This is a genomic window from Kitasatospora sp. NPDC088742, from assembly GCF_055584905.1.
On sequence record NZ_JBVJLD010000071.1, the window covers coordinates 13544 to 36046 of the forward strand.

The 22503-nt window shown below is 71.0% G+C and carries 21 protein-coding genes and 1 tRNA gene; 16 read left to right on the top strand and 6 right to left on the bottom strand.

What is annotated here, in order from left to right:
* Positions 1–167: 167 nt before the first annotated feature.
* On the bottom strand, positions 168–956 hold the full coding sequence (locus ACZ6ZR_RS35630; RefSeq protein ID WP_465649671.1) for a glycerophosphodiester phosphodiesterase: 789 nt from the start codon (positions 954–956) through the stop codon (positions 168–170).
* A gap of 105 nt (positions 957–1061) precedes the next feature.
* Positions 1062–2408, bottom strand: a complete 1347-nt coding sequence (locus tag ACZ6ZR_RS35635) for a purine-cytosine permease family protein (protein WP_465649673.1) — start codon at positions 2406–2408, stop codon at positions 1062–1064.
* A gap of 310 nt (positions 2409–2718) precedes the next feature.
* Here ACZ6ZR_RS35635 and ACZ6ZR_RS35640 point away from each other — a divergent pair, with 310 nt between their 5' ends.
* Positions 2719–4275, top strand: a complete 1557-nt coding sequence (locus ACZ6ZR_RS35640) for a S1C family serine protease (protein ID WP_465649675.1) — start codon at positions 2719–2721, stop codon at positions 4273–4275.
* A 61-nt stretch (positions 4276–4336) separates the two neighbouring features.
* Positions 4337–4424: transfer RNA gene (locus ACZ6ZR_RS35645), tRNA-Ser, on the top strand.
* A gap of 65 nt (positions 4425–4489) precedes the next feature.
* Here ACZ6ZR_RS35645 and ACZ6ZR_RS35650 read toward each other — a convergent pair.
* Entirely contained in the window at positions 4490–5254 is a 765-nt protein-coding gene (locus ACZ6ZR_RS35650) for an SDR family oxidoreductase (RefSeq protein ID WP_465649677.1), read from the bottom strand.
* 162 nt (positions 5255–5416) lie between these two features.
* Between ACZ6ZR_RS35650 and ACZ6ZR_RS35655 the strand changes: the two genes are divergently transcribed.
* The 7 genes from ACZ6ZR_RS35655 to ACZ6ZR_RS35685 all read left to right on the top strand — a co-directional run bounded on the left by ACZ6ZR_RS35655 (position 5417) and on the right by ACZ6ZR_RS35685 (position 12380).
* The gene (locus ACZ6ZR_RS35655; RefSeq protein WP_465649679.1) at positions 5417–5857 is read left to right on the top strand and encodes a transketolase-like TK C-terminal-containing protein; all 441 of its coding nucleotides are present in this window, start codon (positions 5417–5419) and stop codon (positions 5855–5857) included.
* A 406-nt stretch (positions 5858–6263) separates the two neighbouring features.
* Positions 6264–7472, top strand: a complete 1209-nt coding sequence (locus ACZ6ZR_RS35660) for a 3-deoxy-7-phosphoheptulonate synthase (protein ID WP_465649711.1) — start codon at positions 6264–6266, stop codon at positions 7470–7472.
* A gap of 81 nt (positions 7473–7553) precedes the next feature.
* Positions 7554–8333 carry a 2,3-dihydro-2,3-dihydroxybenzoate dehydrogenase gene (locus ACZ6ZR_RS35665; RefSeq protein ID WP_465649681.1) on the top strand — a complete coding sequence of 260 codons (780 nt, stop codon included), beginning with the start codon at positions 7554–7556 and terminating at the stop codon, positions 8331–8333.
* A 117-nt stretch (positions 8334–8450) separates the two neighbouring features.
* On the top strand, positions 8451–9086 hold the full coding sequence (locus tag ACZ6ZR_RS35670; protein WP_465649683.1) for an isochorismatase family protein: 636 nt from the start codon (positions 8451–8453) through the stop codon (positions 9084–9086).
* Positions 9087–9132: 46 nt separating this feature from the next.
* Positions 9133–11058, top strand: coding sequence for an anthranilate synthase family protein (locus tag ACZ6ZR_RS35675; RefSeq protein WP_465649685.1), 1926 nt, complete (start codon positions 9133–9135; stop codon positions 11056–11058).
* 132 nt (positions 11059–11190) lie between these two features.
* A complete protein-coding gene (locus tag ACZ6ZR_RS35680; protein WP_465649687.1) occupies positions 11191–11526 on the top strand; it encodes a hypothetical protein in 336 nt (111 codons plus the stop codon).
* A 155-nt stretch (positions 11527–11681) separates the two neighbouring features.
* Positions 11682–12380: an HAD family hydrolase gene (locus ACZ6ZR_RS35685; protein ID WP_465649689.1), complete on the top strand. Its 699-nt coding sequence runs from the start codon at positions 11682–11684 to the stop codon at positions 12378–12380.
* Between the two features lie 46 nt (positions 12381–12426).
* Here the strand turns inward: ACZ6ZR_RS35685 and ACZ6ZR_RS35690 are convergent, their stop codons facing one another.
* Positions 12427–13500 (bottom strand): ScbA/BarX family gamma-butyrolactone biosynthesis protein, encoded by a 1074-nt coding sequence (locus ACZ6ZR_RS35690; RefSeq protein ID WP_465649691.1) that lies wholly within the window; start codon positions 13498–13500, stop codon positions 12427–12429.
* Positions 13501–13664: 164 nt separating this feature from the next.
* On the opposite strand from ACZ6ZR_RS35690, the gene ACZ6ZR_RS35695 reads away from it, so the two are divergent.
* Entirely contained in the window at positions 13665–14303 is a 639-nt protein-coding gene (locus ACZ6ZR_RS35695) for a ScbR family autoregulator-binding transcription factor (protein ID WP_465649693.1), read from the top strand.
* Positions 14304–14357: 54 nt separating this feature from the next.
* On the opposite strand, the gene ACZ6ZR_RS35700 is transcribed toward ACZ6ZR_RS35695, so the two are convergent.
* A complete protein-coding gene (locus ACZ6ZR_RS35700; RefSeq protein WP_465649695.1) occupies positions 14358–15059 on the bottom strand; it encodes a ScbR family autoregulator-binding transcription factor in 702 nt (233 codons plus the stop codon).
* A 283-nt stretch (positions 15060–15342) separates the two neighbouring features.
* Here ACZ6ZR_RS35700 and ACZ6ZR_RS35705 point away from each other — a divergent pair, with 283 nt between their 5' ends.
* The gene (locus ACZ6ZR_RS35705; protein ID WP_465649697.1) at positions 15343–16557 is read left to right on the top strand and encodes an IS701 family transposase; all 1215 of its coding nucleotides are present in this window, start codon (positions 15343–15345) and stop codon (positions 16555–16557) included.
* Between the two features lie 107 nt (positions 16558–16664).
* Here the strand turns inward: ACZ6ZR_RS35705 and ACZ6ZR_RS35710 are convergent, their stop codons facing one another.
* Positions 16665–17540 carry a shikimate dehydrogenase gene (locus tag ACZ6ZR_RS35710; RefSeq protein WP_465649699.1) on the bottom strand — a complete coding sequence of 292 codons (876 nt, stop codon included), beginning with the start codon at positions 17538–17540 and terminating at the stop codon, positions 16665–16667.
* 341 nt (positions 17541–17881) lie between these two features.
* Between ACZ6ZR_RS35710 and ACZ6ZR_RS35715 the strand changes: the two genes are divergently transcribed.
* The 5 genes from ACZ6ZR_RS35715 to ACZ6ZR_RS35735 form a co-directional block, all read left to right on the top strand.
* Entirely contained in the window at positions 17882–19348 is a 1467-nt protein-coding gene (locus ACZ6ZR_RS35715; RefSeq protein WP_465649701.1) for a multicopper oxidase family protein, read from the top strand.
* A 200-nt stretch (positions 19349–19548) separates the two neighbouring features.
* Complete coding sequence (wrbA, locus tag ACZ6ZR_RS35720; RefSeq protein ID WP_465649703.1) at positions 19549–20166, top strand: NAD(P)H:quinone oxidoreductase; 618 nt, start codon at positions 19549–19551, stop codon at positions 20164–20166.
* 172 nt (positions 20167–20338) lie between these two features.
* Entirely contained in the window at positions 20339–20824 is a 486-nt protein-coding gene (locus ACZ6ZR_RS35725; RefSeq protein ID WP_465649705.1) for an AtaL-like protein, read from the top strand.
* 35 nt (positions 20825–20859) lie between these two features.
* Positions 20860–21621, top strand: a complete 762-nt coding sequence (locus ACZ6ZR_RS35730) for a glucose 1-dehydrogenase (protein WP_465649707.1) — start codon at positions 20860–20862, stop codon at positions 21619–21621.
* Positions 21621–22503, top strand: an 883-nt coding sequence (locus ACZ6ZR_RS35735) for a transaldolase family protein (RefSeq protein WP_465649709.1), incomplete at its 3' end; no start/stop codon positions are given. The genes ACZ6ZR_RS35730 and ACZ6ZR_RS35735, both read left to right, overlap by 1 nt.

Consider the following 22503-nt stretch of genomic DNA (forward strand, 5'->3'; position numbering starts at 1 on the left):
TCGCGGCACGACATTAACGGCCTTCGTAACTCGCGGTGGGCACATGGTGATTGGCTGCTCACGGAACGTCGTGAAAGCGACCGGAATTGGACACTCCAGGTGCTTTGCGCCGCAGTTCACGCCCGTTCACAACCGTGCGCGGGTCATTATCGGCCGACTTGACGTACTTATCGGCCGAGTTGACTCAGAACCGCCCTCGGCCGGTTCGTGATGATGGCCTCGACGCCCAGCTCCAGGCAGAGCTCGACGTCGGCCGGCTCGTCCACCGTCCACACGTGCACCCGGTGCCCGGCCCGGCGCAGCGCCGGCACCAGTCCGGGGTCGGCCCGCACCAGCTCGATCCCGGGGCCGGCGATCCGGGCCCCGCCGGGCAGCGCCCGGGTGCGGCCGAGCAGCGGCAGCCGGCGCTCCAGCAGGTAGACGGTCGGCACCGCCGGAGCGGCCCGGCGGACCCGGCGCAGCGAGAGTTCGGAGAAGCTCATGATCCGGACGGAGGACTCCTCCGGGCTGTCCGCCAGCAGGCCGAAGCGGGCCAGCTGGCGCAGCAGTTCGGCCTCGGTCCGCCCGGCGTACCGGGTCGGGTGCTTGGTCTCGATCGCCAGCTCGATCCGGCGGCCGGCGTCCACCGCCAGCTCCAGCAGCTGCTCCAGGGTGAGCACCGGGCTGGGCTCGGGGGCCTCGGGGTGCTTCCAGGAGCCGAAGTCCATCGCCTGCAGCTGAGCCAGCGTCAGGGCGGAGACCGCGCCCCGGCCGTCCGAGGTGCGGGTCACGGTGCGGTCGTGGACGCAGACCAGCTGCCCGTCGGCGGTCAGCCGGACGTCGCACTCCAGGCCGTCCGCGCCCTCCTCGATCGCCAGCTGGTACGCGGCGAGGGTGTGCTCGGCGCGGGCCGCGGAGGAGCCGCGGTGGGCGATCACCCGGACCGCCGCGCGGTCAGGGCTGTTCGTCGAGGTCAAGGGCTGGTCCCGGGTGTCCACACGGGCCACCCTACGAGGCGCCCGGTGACCGTCGGCCGCCGCCACGGGAAACTCCGGGTGAAGTCCCCGTGGCGGCGGGTCGGCTCACTTGCGGGGCTGGACCGCCAGGGTGGCCAGGCCGGCCACCAGGAAGGAGAACAGCGAGGCCGAGGTCCAGGCCTGCGGGGCGAAGCCCACCGCCGACTGCAGGTCCTGCCACATGCCCTGCCAGCCGTCGATCGCGGTCGGCGCGATGAACTGGTAGGTGGCGAAGCCGAGCGCCCACGGCAGCAGCATCAGGGGCCGGCCGGGCGCGTCCTCACTCAGGTTCCAGCCCTTCCGGCCGCTACCGAGGAAGTAGTCCGCGGCCAGCACCGCGAACATCGGCACGAAGACCGCGCCGATCAGGCCGAGGAAGGCGTAGTAGGAGGCGGTGAACTCGTCGATGTTCAGCGCCAGCACCGTCACCAGCGCGCCGATCCCGCCGGTCAGCACCCGGCGGTCCACCTTCGGCAGCAGGTTCTGCACCGACATCGCGGTGGAGTAGACGTTGGCGAAGGACTGGTCGGTCTCCCGGATCACCAGCACCAGCAGGAAGGCCCAGCCGGCCGCGACGCCGGTGAAGGAGGAGAAGATCCGGGTCGCGTCGCCCTCGGACTGCAGCAGCGCCACCACGCCGAGCAGGTAGCACCAGACCTGCGCCAGCGAGTAGCCGGAGAAGGTGGCCCAGTAGGCGGAGGAGGAGCTGCGGGCGTGCCGGGTGTAGTCGGCGGCCAGCGGCACGAAGGAGATCGAGACCGCGATGATCGCGTCGGTCGCGCCCAGGAAGCCGGTCCAGTTGCCCGCACCGGGGTTCGGCACGCCCTGGCGGACCAGCTGGACGGTGAAGTACACCATCGCGATGCCCACCGCGATGGTCACGTACTTGCGCAGCACCGCGATCGAGCCCAGCGGCCAGATGGTCAGCGCCGTGGTCAGCACCCCGGCCAGCAGGACGAACAGCCACCGCCAGCCCTGAGTGCCCGTCACCTCCTGGGCGCCCATCGCGATCACCAGCAGCTCGTACACGCCCCAGCCGACGCACTGCGCGATGTTCAGCACCGTCGGCACGTACGACAGCCGGGTACCGAACAGGCCGCGCAGCAGGGCCATCGCGGGGGCGCCGGTGCGGGCGCCGATCAGCGCGGCGACGCCCAGCATCGAGGTGCCGATCGCGGTGCCGGCCACCGTGGCGGTGATCGCGGCGGCCAGCGAGAGCTCGGCGCCCTTGACGCCGATCACGGTGGCGGCGCTGGTGAAGCCGATCAGGCTGACGCCGAGGTTGGCCCAGAGTGAGAACAGTGCCCGGAAGTCCAGCGTGCGCGGCGGCGCCGTGTCGAGGACCAGCGGCGCCTCGGCTCTCGCGGAGACGTCTTGGACGTCTTGGACAGGGGAAGGCGAAGCAGCCGTCATGGCCGAAGCTCCCTACGCCGGCATTACCCGGACAGGTTCGAGCGGTCTGCGCTCCCTCGCCGTACGGCCCGCGTCTGCATGGCGTACGGTCGTTCCGCGCACTCTCAGCCTGGACGGTCCAAGCTCCCGCGTGTCAGTTTGGAGCGCCAGGCTAGCCGTCGGACCGTCGAACACCAAGGCGGGGCCCAAGGTGTGGGATGTCGGGAACGGCTAAGGATTCTCACCAATCCTTCAGAACGCTCCTTACGGCAACTGAATCGGACATGCGGAAAACTATGGCCCAAGGTCCTGTCAGCTATGGAGGTCGTCCGTGAGCACCGAGCACGTGAGTGGGGACTCGCGTCCCGAGGAGGAGCGCACCTCCACGGCCCGTGAGGCGGCTGACGCCGCGTCGAACGCCGCCCCCGCCGCGCCCGCCGACACGGTGGCCCTCGGCAAGGTCGCGCCCCCGGCGCCTTCCTACCTGGACGCGCCGCCGCCGGTACTGCCGCCCGCGCCCGCCGCCCCGCCAACCCCGCCGGCCGCCCCGTCCTATCTGGACGCGCCGCCGCCGGTGGTCCCGTCCGAGAACCCGTACGCGGTCCCGGCCGCCGAGCCGTACCCGCACCCCCAGCCCCAGGCGCACCCGCACCCCTTCGGTGCGGGCACCCCGCTCGGCGGCTGGGCCACCCCGCCCGGTGGCGGCGGCCCCGGCCTGCCCGGGTACCCGGAGTTCCCGGGCGCGGCCACCCCGGCGCCCGGCCGCAAGCGCGGCGGGCTGATCGCCCTGGTCGCGGCCGTCGCCCTGCTGGCCGGTCTGGCCGGCGGCGCGATCGGCGTCTCGGTCGCCGACCGGGACGGCCGCACCAGCACCTCCTCCGGCCGGAACACCAGCACCACCGTGCAGGCCAGCCAGAACCAGCAGGCGGTCAACCGGGCCCCCGAGTCGGTGGCCGGCATCGCCAACAAGGCGCTGCCGAGCGTCGTCACCATCAAGGCGCAGGGCTCCAGCGAGTCCGGCACCGGCACCGGCTTCGTCTTCGACACCGAGGGCCACATCCTCACCAACAACCACGTGGTGGCCCCGGCCGCCAGCGGCGGCAAGCTGACGGTCCGTTTCTCCGACGGCTCCTCCTTCAACGCCTCGGTGGTCGGCCGGGCCCAGGGCTACGACGTCGCCGTCATCAAGCTCGACAACCCGTCCAAGGACAAGCTGGTCCCGCTCGCCCTGGGCGACTCGGACAAGGTCGCGGTCGGCGACGCCACCATCGCGATCGGCGCCCCGTACGGCCTGGAGGGCACCGTCACCACCGGCATCGTCAGTGCCAAGGACCGCCCGGTCGCCTCCGGCGACGAGAGCAGCGCGCAGGCCTCCTACATGAACGCGCTGCAGACCGACGCCTCGATCAACCCGGGCAACTCCGGCGGCCCGCTGCTGGACGCCTCCGGCGCGGTCATCGGCATCAACTCGGCCATCCAGTCGAACAGCAGCGGCTCCGGCCGGGCCGGCTCGATCGGCCTCGGCTTCGCCATCCCGATCAACCAGGCCAAGCGCGTGGCCGGAGACCTGATCGCCAACGGCACCCCCGTCTACGCGATCCTCGGCGTGCTCCGCAACGACGACTACAAGGGCGACGGCGCCCAGATCCAGACCTCCTCCGTCCAGGGCAAGTCCGCCGTCACCGCCGGCGGCCCCGCCGACCAGGCCGGCCTCAAGCCGGGCGACGTCATCACCAAGCTCGGCGGCCACGTCATCGACAGCGGCCCGACCCTGGTCAGCGAGATCTGGACGTACAAGCCCGGCGACAAGGTCGAGGTCGAGTACACCCGCGACGGCAAGGCCGCCAAGACCACCGTCACCCTCGGCGAACGCAAGGGCGACAACTAGGCCCGACCGGCAAAAGGGTGTGCACGGATCCCCGGCGGAACCGTTAGGCTGACCTCCGCCTGGAGAGTTGCCCGAGCGGCCTAAGGGACCAGTCTTGAAAACTGTCGTGGCGTGACCCGTCACCGTGGGTTCAAATCCCACACTCTCCGCCGTGCGAAGGCCCCCGACCACCGTAGTGGTCGGGGGCCTTCGGCTTGGGCGGGTTGACGCGGGGTCAGATCAGCAGGCCGCCGCTGACCTCCAGGCGTTGGCCGGTGGTCCAGCCGGCGGCGGGGGAGGCGAGGAAGGCGACCATCTCCGCGATGTCCTCGGGGGAGCCGATGCGGTCGAGGGCGGAGAGGGAGGCGAGGGAGGCGGCGGCCTCGGGGGTGGTGCGGCGGCGGGCGTTCATGTCGGTGGCGACGTAGCCGGGGGCCACGGTGTTGACGGTGATGTTGCGCGGGCCGAGGTCCTTGGCCAGGGCGAGGGTGAGGGCCTCCAGAGCGCCCTTGGTCATCGCGTAGCCGATCGACTCGGGGAAGGAGATCCGGGTGGCGGCGGAGGAGATGTTGACGATCCGTCCGCCCTCGCGCAGGTCGGGCAGCAGTTGCTGGATCAGCAGCAGCGGCGAGCGGGTGTTGACCAGGTGCAGCCGGTCGTAGTGCTCGACCGAGAGCTCGGCCAGGTGGCCGCCGCCGGAGAGGGCGGCGTTGTTGACCAGGATGTCCAGGCCGCGTCCGGCGCCGGCCGCGTCGAGCGCCTCCCAGAGCCGCGCGCAGAGCAGGACCGGCCCGTCGAGCTCGGCCAGGTCGGTGCCGACCGTGACGGCCCGCCCTCCCTCCTTCTCGATCAGCCGCACCGTCTCCTCGGCGGCGGCCTCGTTCACCCCGTAGTGGACCACCACCAGTGCGCCGTCGGCGGCCAGCCTGCGGGCGATGCCCCGGCCGATCCCCCGGCTGGCACCGGTGACTAGTGCGGTCTTGCCCTCCAGTGCTCCCATCGGAGCCCCCTCTCCGGTCGGAAACCTGTCGCGGAGATCCAACCACAGTGCGGTGATCGGCATGTGACGGAGTGACAGATGCGGGTTTGTCCGTGTCGGGGAGCGGGCGGAGAGTCGTCGGTAGGTGTGGGCGCGGCTTCGACGGAGAGGCAGGCACGGGCGATGAGCATCCTGGGAGAGGACACCCCGGCGGTCCGCGGTGGCCACGTGCTGGCGGAGGCGGCCGGAGGCCTGCCGGAGGTGATCCTGATCGCGGCGGGCGGCGAGGAGCCGGTGGCGCTGCGGGCCCGGGAGATCCTGGAGGCGGCGGGGGTGTCCACCCGGGTGGTGGGGATGGACTGCCCGGCCCGGTTCGAGCGCCAGGCGCGGGAGTACCGGGAGCGGGTGCTGCCCCGCGGCACCGGAGTGCGGGTCTCGGTCGGGGCGGGCGCCTCGCTCGGCTGGTACGCGCTGGCCGGCCAGGCGGGTGCGCCGGTGGGCCTGGCGGGGGCGGGCCTGTCCGCGCCGTACCAGACGCTGTACGAGCAGGTGGCCTTCGCCGCCGAGCGGGTGGCCGCACAGGCCCGGCAGCGGCTGGCGGAGGCCCGCGGCCGCGCCGCCTGAGCCGCCCCCCAGCACGTCCAGAGCGCCGTCCGGCTTCGCCGGGCGGCGCTCTGTCGTCGGTGTCCCACGATCTGACGCAGTACCGGGCCCAGTGCCTCAGAAGAACCCGATATGGCGAAGTGACCGGCCGACCACCGTGAATTCGGAAATCCCGATGCCAGGAATTTCGTCGGCGACCCGTCAATAATAAAAACAATCCAACCGGACGGTTCCTAGTGACACGGTTCCGGCCACCTGACGGAGTGTCAAAGTCGCCGTTGACCAGCCACTTTGTGCTACTCAAACTCAAGTAAAGGTTGCCTTCCGCACTGAATCCAGAACATTGGCCGGATATTCGGCAGCCGCTCTTTCCGGGCAAATGGAAAAGAATTCATGACCACGGAGGTTCTGAGTGAGTAGCGACGTCATGGCGGCGCAGTCGGCTCCGGCCGGTCCGCCGCTGTCGGAGAGCGAACTCCAGTACTGGAAATCGCTCCCCGCCCAGCAGCAGCCCGACTGGGAGGACGGCGAGCAGCTGTCCCAGGTGGCTGCCGAGCTGTCCGACCGTCCGGGGCTGGTCACCCCGGCGGAGCTCACCGAACTGCGCGGCCTGCTTGCCGAGGTGGCCACCGGCCGCCTCCAGGTCGTCCAGGCCGGTGACTGCGCGGAGGACCCGGCGGAGTGCGAGCCGGGGTACGTGACCCGCAAGGTCGGCCTGCTGGACGCACTGGCCGGGGTGGTCTCGATGAATACCCTGCGGCCGGTGCTGCGGATCGGCCGGATGGCCGGTCAGTTCGGCAAGCCGCGTTCCAAGCCGACCGAGATCGTCGGGGGGGTGGAACTCCCGGTCTACCGGGGCCACATGGTGAACAGCCCCGAGCCCGACCTGGAGCTGCGCCGCCCGGACCCGACCCGCCTGCTGGCCGGATACGACGCCGCCGCCCAGGCGTTCGGCGCGCTGCGCGAGCGCAGCGACGCCGGCCTGGCCGCGGCCGGCGCCCCGGTGTGGACCAGCCACGAGGCGCTGCTGCTGGACTACGAGGTGCCGCTGCTCCGTCGTACCGACGACGGCCGGCCGTACCTGGCCTCCACCCACCTGCCGTGGATCGGCGACCGGACCCGCCAGCTGGACGGCGCGCACGTGGCGCTGCTCGCCTCGGTGGCCAACCCGGTGGCCTCCAAGGTCGGTCCGAGCATGAGCATCGAGGACCTGCTGACGCTCTGCCGCACGCTCGACCCCGAGCGCGAGGCGGGCCGGCTGGTGCTGATCGCCCGGATGGGTGCCGAGAACGTGGCCGAGAAGCTGCCCGCGATGGCGGCGGCGGTCAAGGCCGAGGGGCACCCGGTGGTCTGGCTGACCGACCCGATGCACGGCAACACCGTGAACGGGCCGGGCGGGCTGAAGACCCGTCTGGTGGAGACCGTGATCCGCGAGGTGCGCGGCTTCCAGGACGCACTGCTGAGCGTCGGCGCGATCCCGGGTGGCCTGCACCTGGAGACCACACCGGACGACGTGACCGAGTGCGCCCGGGACGAGCGCCAGCTCCACCGGATCGGCGAGAAGTACACCAGCTTCTGCGACCCCCGGCTCAACCCGGAGCAGGCACTTGAAGTCGCGGCTGCCTGGCGGGGCTGATCTGGCCCACCGCCCTCCTTACTACCGGCCGACAACGGTCGATCATCCTCGATCTTTGGGGTCGTCATGAGCATTCACGGAATGGAAAACAAGGTCGCGATGGTCACCGGCGCGGCCGGCGGCATCGGTGAGGCGGTCGTCCGAGGGCTGGTCGAGCGAGGTGTGACGGTCGCCCTGGTCGACCGGAACGGCGACCGGCTGGAGGAGATCGCCAAGGAGCTGCGGAACGCGGGCGGGCGGGCGGAGGCGTTTCCGGCCGACGTGACCAGCAGCATCGATGTCGAAGAGGTGGTCGACTCCATCGAGCAGCAGCTCGGTGGGATCGACTACCTGGTGAACGGGGCCGGCGTGCTCCGGCTCGGTCCGGCCAAGGAGTTGACCGACCAGGACTGGGCGACCACCTTCGCGGTCAACACCACCGGGGTGTTCTTCATATCCCGGGCGGTGGTCAACCGGATGGTGGAGCGCGGGCGCCGCGGCGCGATCGTGACGGTGGCGTCCAACGCCGCCGGCACCGCGCGGGTGGACATGTCGGCGTACGCGGCCTCCAAGGCGGCGGCCACCATGTTCACCAAGTGCCTGGGCCTGGAGGTCTCCAAGTACGGCATCCGCTGCAACGTGGTGGCGCCGGGCTCGACCGACACCCCGATGCTCACCGCGCTCTGGTCCGACGGTGACGACAGCGCGTCCCGCGCCTCGATCGAGGGTGTGGCGGAGGTCTTCCGGGTGGGCATCCCGCTCGGGCGGATCGCGCAGCCCTCGCACATCGCGGACGCGGTGCTCTTCCTGCTCTCGGACCAGGCCGCGCACATCACCATGCACGACCTCACCGTCGACGGCGGTGCGGCGCTCGGGCACTGAACCAGGGCCGGCGCCCCACCGCCGGCCACCTCGGCTGCGGGCCGCCCCACCGGCCCGCAGCCACCCGACGCCGCGTCACCCGACCCACCGCACAGCAGAGTTGAGAGGAAAACCGTCATGGGGATCCCGACCATCAGCCCGTACCCGATGCCCCAGCAGGGCGACCTGCCGGAGAACACCGTCCGGTGGACGGTGGACCCGGCCCGCGCGGTGCTGCTGATCCACGACATGCAGAAGTACTTCCTCAAGCCCTTCACGGCCGGCGAGTCCCCGGTCACCCAGCTGGTGGCCAACGCCACCCTGCTCCGGAACCGCGCCGCCGAGCTCGGCATCCCGGTCGCCTACACCGCCCAGCCCGGTGGCATGACGCCCGAACAGCGCGGCCTGCTCAAGGACTTCTGGGGCCCGGGGATGACCATCGACGCCGAGCACAAGCAGGTGGTCGAGCCGATCGCCCCGGCCGAGGGCGACTTGGTGCTGACCAAGTGGCGCTACAGCGCCTTCCACCGCACCCAGCTGCTGGAGTTCCTGCGCGAGCAGGGCCGGGACCAGCTGGTGATCTGCGGGGTCTACGCCCACATCGGCGTGCTGGCCACCACCCTCGACGCCTACACCCACGACATCCAGCCCTTCCTGGTCGGCGACGCGATCGCCGACTTCACCCTCGAGTACCACCAGCTGGCGCTCAAGTACGCCGCCGAGCGCTGTGCGATGGCGGTCACCACCAAGGCCGTGCTCGCCGACCTGGACTGAGCAAGAAGCGCGACGAAGACGCCAACGGACAACGGAGGAGACCAAGATGACGGATAGTCAGGCAGGTGGCGGCGGCCACGAGCTGCTGGAGCGAATCCTCTCCGGACGGCAGTCCGGGTACGCCCTGCTGCACCGGCCGGAGGCCGGCGGGCCGGGGCGGATCGACCTGCTCGGCGGAGAGGTGGCCGAGGTCGCCCGGCTGGCCGACATCCCGCTGGCCGAGGGCGAGCCGGTGGCCACCGGCCGGGCCGAGCACGAGGTGCTGGCCCTGGTCCCGTACCGGCAGATCGCCGAGCGCGGCTTCGCCGCCGCCGACGACGGGGCGCCGCTGCTGGCGCTCACCGTGCGGGAGCAGGCCTCGCTGCCCGTCGACCAGGTGCTCGCCCAACTGCCGGACCAGCCGATCGAGTTGGTCGACGGCGCGTTCGACGTGGACGACGAGGAGTACGCCGGGGTGGTCCGGCAGATCCTGGCCGAGGAGATCGGCAACGGCGAGGGCGCCAACTTCGTGATCCGGCGGGCCTTCGTCGCCGACATCACCGACTACACCCCGGCGGCCGGCCTCACCTTCTTCCGCCGCCTGCTGGAGCGCGAGCGCGGCGCCTACTGGACCTTCGTCATCGACACCGGCGAGCGCACCTTCGTCGGCGCCACCCCCGAGCGGCACATCAGCCTGGCCGGCGGCGTCGCGGTGATGAACCCGATCAGCGGCACCTACCGCTACCCCGAGGGCGGCCCCGAACTCACCGGCGTGCTCTCCTTCCTGGCCGATCCCAAGGAGGCCAACGAGCTCTACATGGTGGTCGACGAAGAGCTCAAGATGATGGCCCGGATCACCGAGTCGGGCGGCCGGGTGACCGGCCCGCACCTGATGGAGATGGCCCGGCTGGCGCACACCGAGTACTTCATCGACGGCGCGACCACCCGCGACCCGCGGGAGATCCTGCGCGAGACGCTGTTCGCCCCCACCGTCACCGGCAGCCCGCTGGAGAGCGCGGCCAAGGTGATCAAGCGCTACGAGCCGCAGGGCCGCGGCTACTACAGCGGTCTGGTCGCGCTGATCGGCCGGGACGCCGAGGGCGGCCGCACCCTGGACTCCTCGATCCTGATCCGCACCGCCGAGATCTCCTCCACCGGGCGCCTGAGCATCGGCGTCGGCGCCACCCTGGTCCGCGACTCCAAGCCGGAGTCCGAGGTGGCCGAGACCGCCGCCAAGGCGGCCGGGCTGCTGGCCGCGTTCGCCACCCGGGCCGCCGGTGCCCCGGCCCCGGCCGAGCCGGTGCGCTTCGCCAAGCACCCCGACGTGCTGGCCGCGCTGGCCCAGCGCAACCTCGCGCTGGCGCCGTTCTGGCTGGAGGACACCGAGGAGCGCAAGCGCCCCGTCCCCGCGCTGGCCGGCCGCCGGGTGCTGGTGGTGGACGCCGAGGACACCTTCACCGCCATGTGGGACCACCAACTCCGGTCGCTCGGGCTGGAGGTGACGCTGCGCCGGTTCGACGAGGAGTACTCGCTGGACGACGGCTGGGACTTGGTGCTGCTCGGCCCCGGCCCGGGGGACCCGCAGGAGGTGGAGCACCCGAAGATCGCCCACCTGCACGCCGCGACCCGCCGGCTGCTGGCCGAGGGCACGCCGTTCCTCTCGGTCTGCCTCAGCCACCAGGTGCTCTGCGCGGTCCTCGGGCTGGACCTGGTCCGCCGGGACATGCCCAACCAGGGCGTGGCCAAGAAGATCGACCTGTTCGGCCGGACCGAGCTGGTCGGCTTCTACAACACCTTCGCCGGGCACGCCGAGCGCGACGTGCTCCGACTCCCGCTCGGCGAGGTGGAGGTGAGCCGCGACCCGGCCAACGGCCAGGTGCACGCGCTGCGCGGCCCCGGCTTCCGCTCCATGCAGTTCCACCCCGAGTCGGTGCTGAGCCAGGACGGCCTGCACATCATCACCGACACCCTGGTCTCGCTGCTCGGCGCCTGAGCCCGGACCACCCCCCGACCCGTGCGGGGCGGCCGCCTCCCCCGGCCGCTCCGCACGAAGGCCTTCCCGCACGAAGGCCCGCCCGTCGGACACCTTCCCGTACGCACGATCCGGCCAAGTTGGAGCAGTCACATGCGCGTTGTCGTGGTCTGGTGGGACCTCGCCGAGTCGAAGGCGAGCATCGAGGAGCTGCGCGCCTTCGTGCGGGACGAGGGCGTGGAGCGGTTCACCGGTCACCCCGGCCTGATCCGCAAGAGCTGGATCTCCGACCTGGAGGCCAACCGCTGGGGTGCCGTCTTCCACTGGGAGTCCGCCGAGGCCGCCGCCCGGCCGATCCTCCCGGCCCGGGCCGCCGAGCTGATCGGCTACCCGCCCACCCATCGCAGCGCCTTCGACGTCGAGGCCACCGTGGAGGGCGGCGAGTACCTGCTGGCCGGCGTGCCCGGTCTCGGCCTGGCGTTCGGCTGACCCCTGCCCGGAGTCCGTCCGCCGCGGCGGGCACCGGCGACCGGCCGGAATGCACCGGTCGAAGTGACGTAGAGCACGGATGAGTTGACGGTGGTCTGGCAGGAGTGCCCGCCCCGGGTCATAGAATGGCGGCCGATCCGATCGGGGAGGGGCCGATGGCGGCTGAGCCGCTCCGGCGGCTGCGTGCGGCCGCCGTCAACATCGACGGTGTCATGCTCGACGACACCTTCAGTCCGGTGATCCACCACTTCGTCACCAGCCGGGGCGGCGCGTACACGGCGGAGGTGGAGCGCCGGATCTTCTCGCAGGACCAGCGCAGCGCCGCCGCGGCGGCGGCCGAGGCGGCCGGCCTGGACTGGCCGGTGGAGAAGGTCCTGGAGGTCTACTTCCGGGAGCGCGAGGAGTACCTGGAGCGGCATCCGCTCCGGGTGCTGGACGGCGCCCCCGAGATGGTGGCCCGGCTGCGCGGCCTCGGGCTGCGGACGGTCTGCTACGGCGGTCTGTCCAGGGCTCACTTCGAACGTCAACTCGGCGTGCACGCGGGGTTGTTCGACGAGCCCGGCTACGTCTGCACCGACGGCTACCGCCCCGGTGTCCGGGAGATCGTCACGGACGTCCTGGGGCTGCGCCACGACGAGGTGGTCTTCGTCGACGACGTGGCCCGGGTGGCCGAGACCGCCCGTGAGCTGGGCGCGGCGTTCATCGGTCACCCGAGCGGGTTCGAGCACGGCTTCCAACCGCGGCTGATGCGGGAGGCCGGGGTGCGTCACCTGGTGGCGGAGCCTGCCGAGGTGGACGAGGAGTTGCTGCGCGCGGTGGACGAGGAGGCCGCCACCGGGAGGCTGTGGAGCTGAGGCTGTGGAGCCGGGGCCCTGGGAGCGGCCGCGACATGACGGAGCGTCAGGCCGGGCTGCACACCCAGGGGTGGCTGAGCTCGGAGGTGGCCCGGCCGCGGCCGGAGGAGGAGGCGGCGCCGGCGCGGGTGCCGCGGAGCAGACAGGTGGGCACCGTCAGCGTGCTGGCGAAGACCGTCCGGCCGTCCTGCTCGGCGCGGACCGAGACGGTGCGCCGGTTCGGATGCTCGACGGGCAGCTCCACCGCCTCGACGAAGCAGGGCGAGTCGAACTCCACGTAGTGGCTGAACTCGGAGCTGGCCGAGGAGACCAAGGTCGCCTCCGGCACCATGATCCGGGCCGCCTGCCGGGCCGCCTCCAGCATCACCATGCCCGGGACGTGGTCGCCGGGGTGGTCGAAGAGCACCGGGTGCCGGGTGTCCAGTCGCAGCAGCCAGCGGTCGCGCTCACCGGTGGCGGAGAGCACCACGTCCGTCGGGGTCAGCCGGCCGACCAGCGCGGGCTCCACCGGCGGGGCCGGCTGCAGGTGCACCAGGGGTGAGCCGACCCGGTTGTCCCGTACCCGGCGGTAGACCTCGGGGCTCATGAAGGTGGCGCTCACGTTCGCCACCGCCGCGATCTGACCGTCCCTCAGCAGCGTCATCTGGTACCGCAGACCGGCCACCCGACGCCCTTGCTGCCTGGTCACCGTGGTGCTGACCAGGACCTCCAACTCCGCCGGGGTGTCGCGGACGGTGAGCTGATGGAGTACGGCGGTGAACTCCAGATCGTGCAGCAGAAAACGGCTAGTGAGAGGTACGGCGAACTCAGCGTGGGCGAGTAGAGTACCAACCTGCCGGATGGTTTCTGCTATGAGAGTGGAGTCGTGGTGAAGGCCGTCGGGCGAGCTGAAGAAGCTGTGGCCCCGGGGCCACTGGGCCGAGACGGAGAAGAACCGGTCGTCGATCCGGCGCCACCGGGTCAGCAGAACCTCGGCCACAGCGGCACGGTGGACCAGTTCCTTGGGCACAGTGGTGGTGAAAGACGCAGGTGGGGCCAGCAAGGAGTGCAAGGAAGTGGTGCTTGTCGAACGGTGCACCGCCTCGACTCCGAGTGCGGTGGTCGAGAGCAGGTCAGACATGGTCCCCCCCAAAGGATCACTGTCAGCAGACGGGCGACGACGCGCAACAGCCACTTACAATACAGGGCAGCCGGTTTATTTGTAGACCCTGATACCGCGAACTCCAACGGCAGTCCAAGGCCTGTCATGAACAGATCAAAGGTAAGACAGGAGAGACCAAGCCCATGGCACAGCAGGAACGGGCAGTACAGACCAGGAGAAGCATCCTGCTCGGCGCGGCCCAGGTGTTCGACGAGTACGGATATGACGCCGCCTCGATCAAGGAGATCCTGGTCAGGGCCCAGGTGACGAAGGGGGCGCTCTACTTCCACTTTCCGTCGAAGGAAGAGTTGGCCCGCGGCGTGCTCCAGGAGCAGACCGTCTATCTCGACATTCCGGAGAACGTCTCCAAGCTCCAGGAATTGATCGACCTGACGATGGCGGTGGCTCACATGCTTCCCGTCTCGCCGCTGCTGCGGGCCGGCCTACGGCTGGCCATGGAGCGGGGTTCGGTCGACTTCTCCGACAGCAATCCGCTGCTGGCCTGGGCCGGGGTCTGCGGAGGGCTGCTGGAGAAGGCGAAGGGCCTGGGCGAGGTGCTGACACAGGTCGACGCCAGGGAGACGGCGGAGATGCTGGTCGCCAGTTTCGCCGGGGTGCAGACCTTCTCCCAGGCGGCTACCAACCTGGCCGACATGGAGGACCGGGTCTCGGTGCTCTGGCGGCACCTGCTGCCGACCATCGCGCTGCCGGCCACTCTGGTACGGCTCGACGCGGCATGCGGCCGGGGGGCCAAGGTGCTGCAGATGGCCGGCCAGGACTGAGCACGGGACGGCGTCGGGAAGGCGGAGGGGCAGACACTCCGTCGGAACGGCACGTCAGTAGGTCGAGTGGTCCGCCCGCCCCGCGACGGAGGCCGCGATCGGTTCGCCGATCGGTTCCCCGGCCGGATCGTCCACGGAGGGACGGGGTGAGGTGCGGATGTCGACCAGCTGGTCAGCGGGGACCAGCAGCGGGAGCACGGCCTGCCAGAGCCGGGTGATCACCTTGGGCTCCAGCCAGTCCCGGTCGCGCCGGGCGATGATCTCAACCCCCGCGGTGGCGGCGGCGAGCAGTCCGGCCGCCTCCTCGACCCCGGCCTCCGGATTCATCCGGCCCGCCGAGGCGCTGCGGGAGAGTTCACGGGTGATCAGGCGGATCCAGGCCGGATGGGGGTTCGGCCGCTGGTGGTCGGCCAGGCCGTTGTCATCGGTGAGCCGCAGGCCGGCCCGGAAGACGATGTCGGTGGCCAGTAGGTGCGCCAGTCCGTGGCTGAGGTCGATCAGGTACTGCAGCGGACAGCCGGCCGAGCGCTGGGCCCTGCGGACGACCTCACGGAGTCCGAGCCGCGACTCGGCGATGACCGCCTCGGCGAGCAGCTCCTTCGAACCGAAGTGGAAGTAGAGCGCGCCCTTGGAGATCCCGGTCGGCCGGGTGACGTCGTTCAGACCGGTCATCGCGAAGCCGACTTGGTCGAACGAGGCGGCTGCTGCCCTGATCAGGACCTTGCGGGTGCGTTCAGCGCGTTCCTGACGGGCCATCAAGGCTCCTCCCTGGTGGCACTCGGCGGCCTCGCGCGAAGCCCCGGTTTGCTGACTGTTCATCTTCCGGAGTAGCGTAACAAACCGCTTACCCGGTATTTCTAAGGTCTGTCATGTTTCCTCTGGTGACCTTGCGCTGGCAGTGCGTAAGATGACGGAGTCAGCAAAACCAACCAGTCGGTTCTGTACTGTATCCATCACCAGCATCTGCTGTCTGGCTGCGCGGCGCCGTCCGGTGCCCGATCGCCGCCAGACGGTGACCACGGAGGAGGGGACGGGGGCTGTGGAAGGTGTTAGCGAGAAGAACGTTCCTGAGCACATCTGGGGTGACGTGGCGGACGACTTCGTCACGGAGTTCTCCCGCCGGATGCTGGCTTCGCTGAAGCGTCGCGACCAGCGTGCCCGCGGGGAGTGGTACGTCGGGGGGTTGCTCTCGGTGCAGGGCCGCAAGTCCATGCGGGCCCTCGCGGCGGTGGCCGGCTACGGCGCCGCCGAACAGAGCCTGCACCACTTCATCAGTGATTCGTCCTGGCGGTGGGGGCCGGTCCGCCAGGCGCTCGCCAAGCACCTGGACCGGGTGCTGCTGCCGCAGGCCTGGGTGCTCAACTCGATGGCCATCCCGAAGGCGGGGGAGCACTCGGTCGGAGTCGAGGAGTCCTTCCGGACCGAGCTCGGACGGGTCGTCAACAGCCAGCAGGCGTACGGTGTTTGGCTTGCCAGTGAGGAGATGAGCGCACCGGTCAACTGGGGCCTGGTGCTGCCGGCCGACTGGCTGGCCAACGAGGAGCGGCGCAAGCGCGCGAAGATCCCGGACGAGGTCTCGGCCACCACCCCGGAGCTCTGCGCGGTCAACAGCGTGGTCGAACTGGCCGGTCCGGACTGGGGGTTGCGCCGCCGCCCAGCGGTGCTGGACGCCCGCGAGCTGGACGCCGCCACCCTGGTCGAGGAGTTCTGCCGCCGCGGGGTGCCGTTCGTGATGCGGGTGAGCGGGTCGACCAGGCTGGTCGGCTTCGACGGCAGCCTGCCCGGCCGTGGCGAACGGGTGTTCCAGGCCCAGCAGTTGATCGAGTGGGCGAAGCGCTTCTCCCGGCCGGTGGGCTGGGTGGACCCGGACTACTCGATCACCCGCTCCATCCTGGTCAGCGGGACCAGGGTGACCATGCCGACCGTCCGGCGCCCCGGCATGATGGTGCCGCCGGAGCGCGCGCTGGCCCTGGTCGGCGGCTGGTCCGGCTCCAAGGGCAAGCCCGCCGAGCTCTGGCTCTCCAACCTGGTGGACGTGCCGCCGGTCGCCCTGCTCCGGCTGGGCCGGCTCACCCGGCGGGTGGCCAAGGACTTCGCCGAGATCTCCGGCCGGGTCGGGATGAGGGACTTCGAGGGCCGCTCCTACGCCGGCTGGCACCGGCACGTGACGCTCTGCTCGGTGGCGCACGCGATCTCGGTGCTCTCCGCCGCGCGGCGCCAGGGATTCGACAAGTCGCAAGAGCTGTCGGCCTGATGACGCTCGGGGGGCGGGAGCCCGCGACGGCCGGGGCGGCCGGTGCGAATCCACGCACCGGCCGCCCCGGCCGACGGGCCGTCCCGCCCCCCGATCGCCGGTCGGTCTCAGTCCGCGCGGCGGAGCAGTTCCTCCTGGGCCGCGCGGCGCAGCGCCGCGATCGGCACGTTGCTCCGGCCGGTGAGCAACTCCAGCTGCCGGGCGGCCTGGTGGACCGCGAAGGAGATGCCGTCCACCACGGTGGAGCCCGCGAAGCCGGCCGCCTTGACCAGCCTGGTCGGCCAGGCCGAGGTGACGACGTCGAAGACGGCGGCCCGGGAGTGCATCACGGCGGCGGCGAAGGTGTCGGCCGCCCCGGCGGGCAGGGTGGAGACCACCAGGCCGGCGCCGGGCAGCAGCGACTCCAGGCTGCCGAAGGTGTGCACGTCCACGGCGATGCCCAGACGTCCGGCGGCGGCGGTGGCCTCGGCCGCGCGGCTGCGGTCGCGGACCACCACCGAGGGCTCCAGGACGCCGAGTTCGCGCAGGGCGGCCAGCGCGGAGCAGGCCGTCGCGCCGCCGCCGAGCACCACCGCCGAGCCGGGTGAGCTGACCCCGGCCTCGCGCAGCGCGGTCAGCATGCCGTACACGTCGGTGGTCTCGCCGTGGCTGCGCCCGCGGCGGTAGACCACGGTGTTCACCCCGCCGACGTCCAGGGCCAGGTCGGAGACCTCGTCGATCAGCGGCAGCACCGCCCGCTTGAGCGGCATGCCGAGTGCGAAGCCGGCCCAGCCGGTCTCCAACCCGGCCAGGACGTGCGGGAGTTCGGTCTCGTCGCACTCGATGTTCTGGTACGACCAGTCCAGGCCCATGGCGGTCAGCCCGGCCCGGTGCAGCACCGCGGTGATGGACTGGCCGACGGGTGAGCCGAGCACCGCCGTGCGTCGGATGGCCTGGCGGGGCGGCGTGCTGCTCTCCAGCACGGGGGGCTGTTCGATGCGCATCGTCGTGCTCCTTTCGCCAGGGGGAACGGCCTACCGGACGGGCAGGTTCCACTCACTGTCCCGGTTTCTGCCCAGCTTAGGGAGCCGTACGTCAGAACGGGCGGGCCGGTTGACACAGAGTCACGTTCGGGGACGACCTGACGGCTTTTGACCCTCACTCCGTCACGCACCGTTGACTGTCATGCTCACGGTGCCCTTTTGCCTGTCAATCAACTAGCTGACATGGTCTCGAACCTGCGTTTGATAGGTCGTGCAGAGAATCCGCAGTCTTCGTTGGGGATGATCGAACGGTCGTCCGAGCGTAGTCGACGTGCCGTCGACGCAACGGGAACGGGGAACCGATGCTGTCACGTAGGAACGCCCTGAAGGCCGGAGTGCTCACCACGGGGGTGGTCGGAGCGGCCGGGCTGGCCAGCCCGGTGCTCGGCTCGAGGGCCGCCCAGGCGGCCGAGTCGGGGGCGGCCGCGATCGGGGCGCCGGCGGTGATCCCGCAGTACGCGGTCCCGCTCACGGTGCCGCCGGTGCTCTCGCCGGTGCTCTCCAGCGGCACCGCGGACTACTACCTGGTCACCATGAAGAAGGTGCTGAAGGAGGTCGTGCCCGGGAAGCAGACCGAGTTCTACGGCTACAACGGTCTGGTGCCGGGCCCCACCATCAAGGCTAGACGCGGCGCCCGGGTGGTGATCCGTCAGACCAACCAGCTGGACGTGCCGGTCTCGGTCCACCTGCACGGTGCCGAGGTCCCGGTGGACAGCGACGGCTCGCCGATGAACCTCATCGCGCCCGGCGCCAGCAAGGTGTACACCTACCCGAACAACCAGCGCGCCTCGACGCTCTGGATCCACGACCACGCGCACCACCACGAGTCGGAGAACGTCTACCGCGGCCTCTCCTCGGTCTACCTGCTCGGCGACGACACCGAGTGCGGGCTCAACCTGCCCACCGGTGCCTACGACGTGCCGCTGGTGCTCCGGGACGGCCGGTACGACGAGAACGGCCAACTCGTCTACGTCATGGACGACTTCCTCAACCGCAACACCATCACGGTCAACGGATCGCCGTGGCCCTACTTCCAGGTGGCGGCCCGCAAGTACCGCTTCCGGATCGTCAACTCGACCAACGTCCGCTTCTTCCTGCTCAGCCTGTCCAACAACGGCACCTTCACCCAGATCGGTTCGGACGGCGGTCTGCTGGAGCGGCCGAACGAGACCCCGGTGCTGGCGCTCTCGCCCGGCGAGCGGGCCGACGTCGTCATCGACTTCTCCCGCTTCCCGGTCGGCACCAAGCTGGAGCTGCAGAACGCCCTCGGCCCCGGGCCGACGGACCAGGTCGGCAAGGTGATGCGCTTCGACGTGGTCAGGACCGCCTCCGACTCCTCCACGGTGCCGGCCCGGCTGAGCACCCTGCCCGCCCCGTTGTCCGCCACCGTCAACCGCAGCTTCGAGCTGCGGATGGACGAGGACGGCCGGGCCGACACGCAGGCGTACATCAACGGGCGGACCTACGACCCGGACCGGGTCGACGTGCGGATCCCCTGGGGTTCGACCGAGGTCTGGACGATCACCAACACCAACACCCGGGCGCCGCACAACTTCCACGTGCACCTGGTGCAGTTCCGCGTCCTGGACCGCAACGGGCAGCCGCCCGGCCCGGCCGAGGCCGGTCTCAAGGACACCGTCCAGGTGCTGGCGGGGGAGACGGTCAGGCTGCTGATCACCTTCAACAGCTACCGGGGCGTCTACCCCTACCACTGCCACATGTTCGACCACGGAGCCATGGGAATGATGGGAAACATGGAGATCTACTGAGACTTCCGGAAGTACGGTGGTCCAGTTCCGGATATGCGGCCGAAATGACGGACTGAGCCACCGTCAGGGTCCGGTCGCCATGAGGTGATGGAGTCGGCCGGCCACCGTTGCCGGTCCGCGTCCCGGCGCGGGAGAGTCGTGAGGGACGGGGGTGGTCCGCCCGCGCCCCACGACGACCCTCCGGGAATGGAGTAGCGACCGTGACCAATGTCGCCATCATCTACTACTCGTCCACCGGCCACGTGCACAAGCTTGCCGAGGAGGCCGCCTCGGCCGCCGCGAAGGCGGGGGCCGAGGTGCGTCTGCGCAAGGTCGCCGAGCTGGCCCCGGCCGCCGTGGTCGCGTCCAAGCAGGAGTGGGCCGACCACGTCGAGGAGACCCGGGACGTGCCCGAGGCGTCCCTGGCCGACCTGGAGTGGGCCGACGTGATCCTGTTCGGCACCCCGACCCGCTTCGGCCTGCCGGCCGCCCAGCTCAAGCAGTTCATCGACACCACCGGCGGTCTGTGGTTCCAGGGCAAGCTGGTGAACAAGGTGGTCTCCTCGTTCACCTCCACCTCCACCCTGCACGGCGGCCAGGAGTCCACCCTGCTGGCGCTGAACAACACCTTCTACCACTGGGGCGCCATCATCGTGGCGCCCGGCTACGCCCACCCGGTGCAGTTCGCGCCGACCAACGGCAACCCGTACGGCACCAGCCACGTCTCGAACAACAACGTGGGCACCCCGAACGACGACAACCTGGCCGCGATCGGCCACCAGGCCCGTCGCGCGGTCCAGATCGCCACCGCCCTCAAGGCCGGCCTCGCGGCGGCCTGACCCCTCGTCACCACCCGGCAGCGCAGCGGATGCGGAATTCCCGTAATCCTCTGCGCTGACCGCTTTTCCGGCAACTGACGAAGTCAGTGGACCCTCATTGCCGCAGTCCAGAGCGCTGGCGCAGAGTTCTCGAAAGGAGAACGGTTCGAATTACCCGGCGAAGGGGCAGCGGATGTCGACGGTGACGATCTCCTGGACGGTACCGGTCAATTCCGGGACGGAGTCCGGGACAGCACGGATGGACGCGCACGGGCTCTGGAACCAGCTGATGGACAAGGCCGAGAATCCCGTCCCGTACGTTCCGGCCATCACCGAGTGCACCGTACTCGACCGCTTTCCCGGTGGATTCCACCGGAGCATCGTCCGGGACGGCCGCACCGTGTTCCAGCGCATCGAGATCGAGCCCGGTGACGAGATCGTCTACCGCCAGCCCGGCGACCCCGAGATCCAGGCGATCAGCAACCGGATCGACCGCACCGAGGACGGCTCGCTCGCGCTGACCATCTCGGTGGACCTGGCCCCCGAGGGGATCGAGCGCGCGGTCCGGGAGAGCAGGTTCCTGGAGGCCGCGGACGCCTACTTCACCGACGCGCTGCGCGCCGCGATCGACGAGATCCGGGCCACCGCCGGCCCCGTCGAGCTGACCAACGCCGCCTGAACGAGCGGTACTTGCACATCCACAGGAGGAACCTGATGACCGCACGATTCGACGGCAAGGTCGCCCTGGTCACCGGTGGCGGTTCCGGCATCGGCCGTGCCACCGCGCTGGCCTTCGCCCGGGAGGGTGCCACCGTGATGGTGGCCGGCCGCGAGCCGAGCGAGCTGCGGGAGACCGTGGCCCTGATCGAGGAAGCCGGCGGCAAGGCCGACTGCATCCGCGCCGACGTCACGCACGGCATGGACGTCATCAAGCTGGTGCAGTCCACCGTGGAGCGCCACGGCGGCCTGCACATCGCCTTCAACAACGCCGGTGTGATGGGCCGTCCGAGCCCGCTCGCCGAGGTCTGCGAGGCGGTCTGGGGCGACATCCTGTCGACCAACCTGACCGGTGCGTGGCTGCTGATGAAGCACGAGATCGCCCACATGCGCGAGCACGGCGGCGGCGTCATCGTGAACACCGCGGCCAACATCGGCATCCACGGCCGGGTCCCCGGCTTCGGCGCCTTCGCCGCCTCGAAGGCCGCGCTCTCCACCCTGACCCGGACGGCCGCCCGCGAGTACATCAAGGAGGGCATCCGGATCAACGCGATCAGCCCCGGCACGGTCGACACCGACCAGGGCCGCCGGTACAACGAGACCGAGGAGCAGCGGGACGCCCGGGTCAAGGCCGGCGTGCCGATCGGCCGGGTCGCCCGGACCGAGGAGATCGCGGACACCGTGCTCTGGCTCTCCGGCGACGAGTCCAGCTTCGTGGTCGGCCACGACCTGGTGCTGGACGGCGGGGCAACCGCCTGATGACGGGCATCCCGCGGCGGCTCTCCGAGGAGGGCGTCTCGCTCTGGTTGGACGGTCTCGGCCGCGGCCGGCTGGCCGACGGCGGCCTGGCCGCCCTGGTCGGGGACCGGTCCGTGGTCGGGGCGGTCACCACGCCCGGGGCCGGCCCGGCGTACCACCAGCAGCTGGCCGAGCTGGCCGCCCGGGGTGCCTCCGCGGCGGTCGCGCTGCGCGAACTGACGGTCCGTGACCTGCGCCAGGCCTGCGACCTGCTGGACCCGGTCCACCGGTGCACCGCGGGCCTGGACGGTCTGGTCTCGGCCGCCGTCGACCCGGCCTTCGCCCGCGGCACGCTGGCGGCGCTGGCCGAGGCCCGGACCTTGCACCAGGCGGTGGACCGCCCCAACCTGCTGGTCGAACTGCCGGCCACGGTCGAGGCGTTGCCCGCCGTCACCCGCTGCCTGGCCGAGGGGATCGGCGTGCACGTCTCGCTGGTGCTCTCGCCCGAGCGCTACGGCCAGGTGCTGGAGGCCTTCGTGACCGGCCTGGAGCTGGCCGCCGAGCACGGCCGGGACGTCTCCCGGATCAACTCGGTGGCGGCCGTGCCGGTCGGCCTGCTGGACGCGGTGGCGGACCACGCGCTGGAGGCGGTCGGCACCGAGGAGGCCAAGGCCTTCCGGGGCCAGGCCGGCCCGGCGCTGGCCCGGCTCGCCTACCGGCGCTACGAGCGGGAGTTCGGCTCGGAGCGCTGGACGGTGCTGGCCGCGCTCGGCGCCCGGCCGCAGCGGCTGCTCTGGTCCCGCACCGAGGTGCGGGGCGGCCCCGGGCCGCAGGACACCCGGTACGTCGACGAGCTGGTCGCGCCCAACTCGGTGACCGCGGTCACCGAGGCGACCCTGGCCG

Coding starts and splice junctions, on each gene's coding strand:
- ACZ6ZR_RS35690 (WP_465649691.1), bottom strand. CDS start 13,500: ATGTCTGACCTGCTCTCGACCACCGCACTCGGAGTCGAGGCGGTGCAC.
- ACZ6ZR_RS35730 (WP_465649707.1), top strand. CDS start 20,860: ATGACCGCACGATTCGACGGCAAGGTCGCCCTGGTCACCGGTGGCGGT.
- ACZ6ZR_RS35660 (WP_465649711.1), top strand. CDS start 6,264: ATGGCGGCGCAGTCGGCTCCGGCCGGTCCGCCGCTGTCGGAGAGCGAA.
- ACZ6ZR_RS35665 (WP_465649681.1), top strand. CDS start 7,554: ATGGAAAACAAGGTCGCGATGGTCACCGGCGCGGCCGGCGGCATCGGT.
- ACZ6ZR_RS35715 (WP_465649701.1), top strand. CDS start 17,882: ATGCTGTCACGTAGGAACGCCCTGAAGGCCGGAGTGCTCACCACGGGG.
- ACZ6ZR_RS35670 (WP_465649683.1), top strand. CDS start 8,451: ATGGGGATCCCGACCATCAGCCCGTACCCGATGCCCCAGCAGGGCGAC.
- ACZ6ZR_RS35650 (WP_465649677.1), bottom strand. CDS start 5,254: ATGGGAGCACTGGAGGGCAAGACCGCACTAGTCACCGGTGCCAGCCGG.
- ACZ6ZR_RS35725 (WP_465649705.1), top strand. CDS start 20,339: ATGTCGACGGTGACGATCTCCTGGACGGTACCGGTCAATTCCGGGACG.
- ACZ6ZR_RS35700 (WP_465649695.1), bottom strand. CDS start 15,059: ATGGCCCGTCAGGAACGCGCTGAACGCACCCGCAAGGTCCTGATCAGG.
- ACZ6ZR_RS35685 (WP_465649689.1), top strand. CDS start 11,682: ATGGCGGCTGAGCCGCTCCGGCGGCTGCGTGCGGCCGCCGTCAACATC.
- ACZ6ZR_RS35655 (WP_465649679.1), top strand. CDS start 5,417: ATGAGCATCCTGGGAGAGGACACCCCGGCGGTCCGCGGTGGCCACGTG.
- ACZ6ZR_RS35680 (WP_465649687.1), top strand. CDS start 11,191: ATGCGCGTTGTCGTGGTCTGGTGGGACCTCGCCGAGTCGAAGGCGAGC.
- ACZ6ZR_RS35635 (WP_465649673.1), bottom strand. CDS start 2,408: ATGACGGCTGCTTCGCCTTCCCCTGTCCAAGACGTCCAAGACGTCTCC.
- ACZ6ZR_RS35675 (WP_465649685.1), top strand. CDS start 9,133: ATGACGGATAGTCAGGCAGGTGGCGGCGGCCACGAGCTGCTGGAGCGA.
- ACZ6ZR_RS35695 (WP_465649693.1), top strand. CDS start 13,665: ATGGCACAGCAGGAACGGGCAGTACAGACCAGGAGAAGCATCCTGCTC.
- ACZ6ZR_RS35710 (WP_465649699.1), bottom strand. CDS start 17,540: ATGCGCATCGAACAGCCCCCCGTGCTGGAGAGCAGCACGCCGCCCCGC.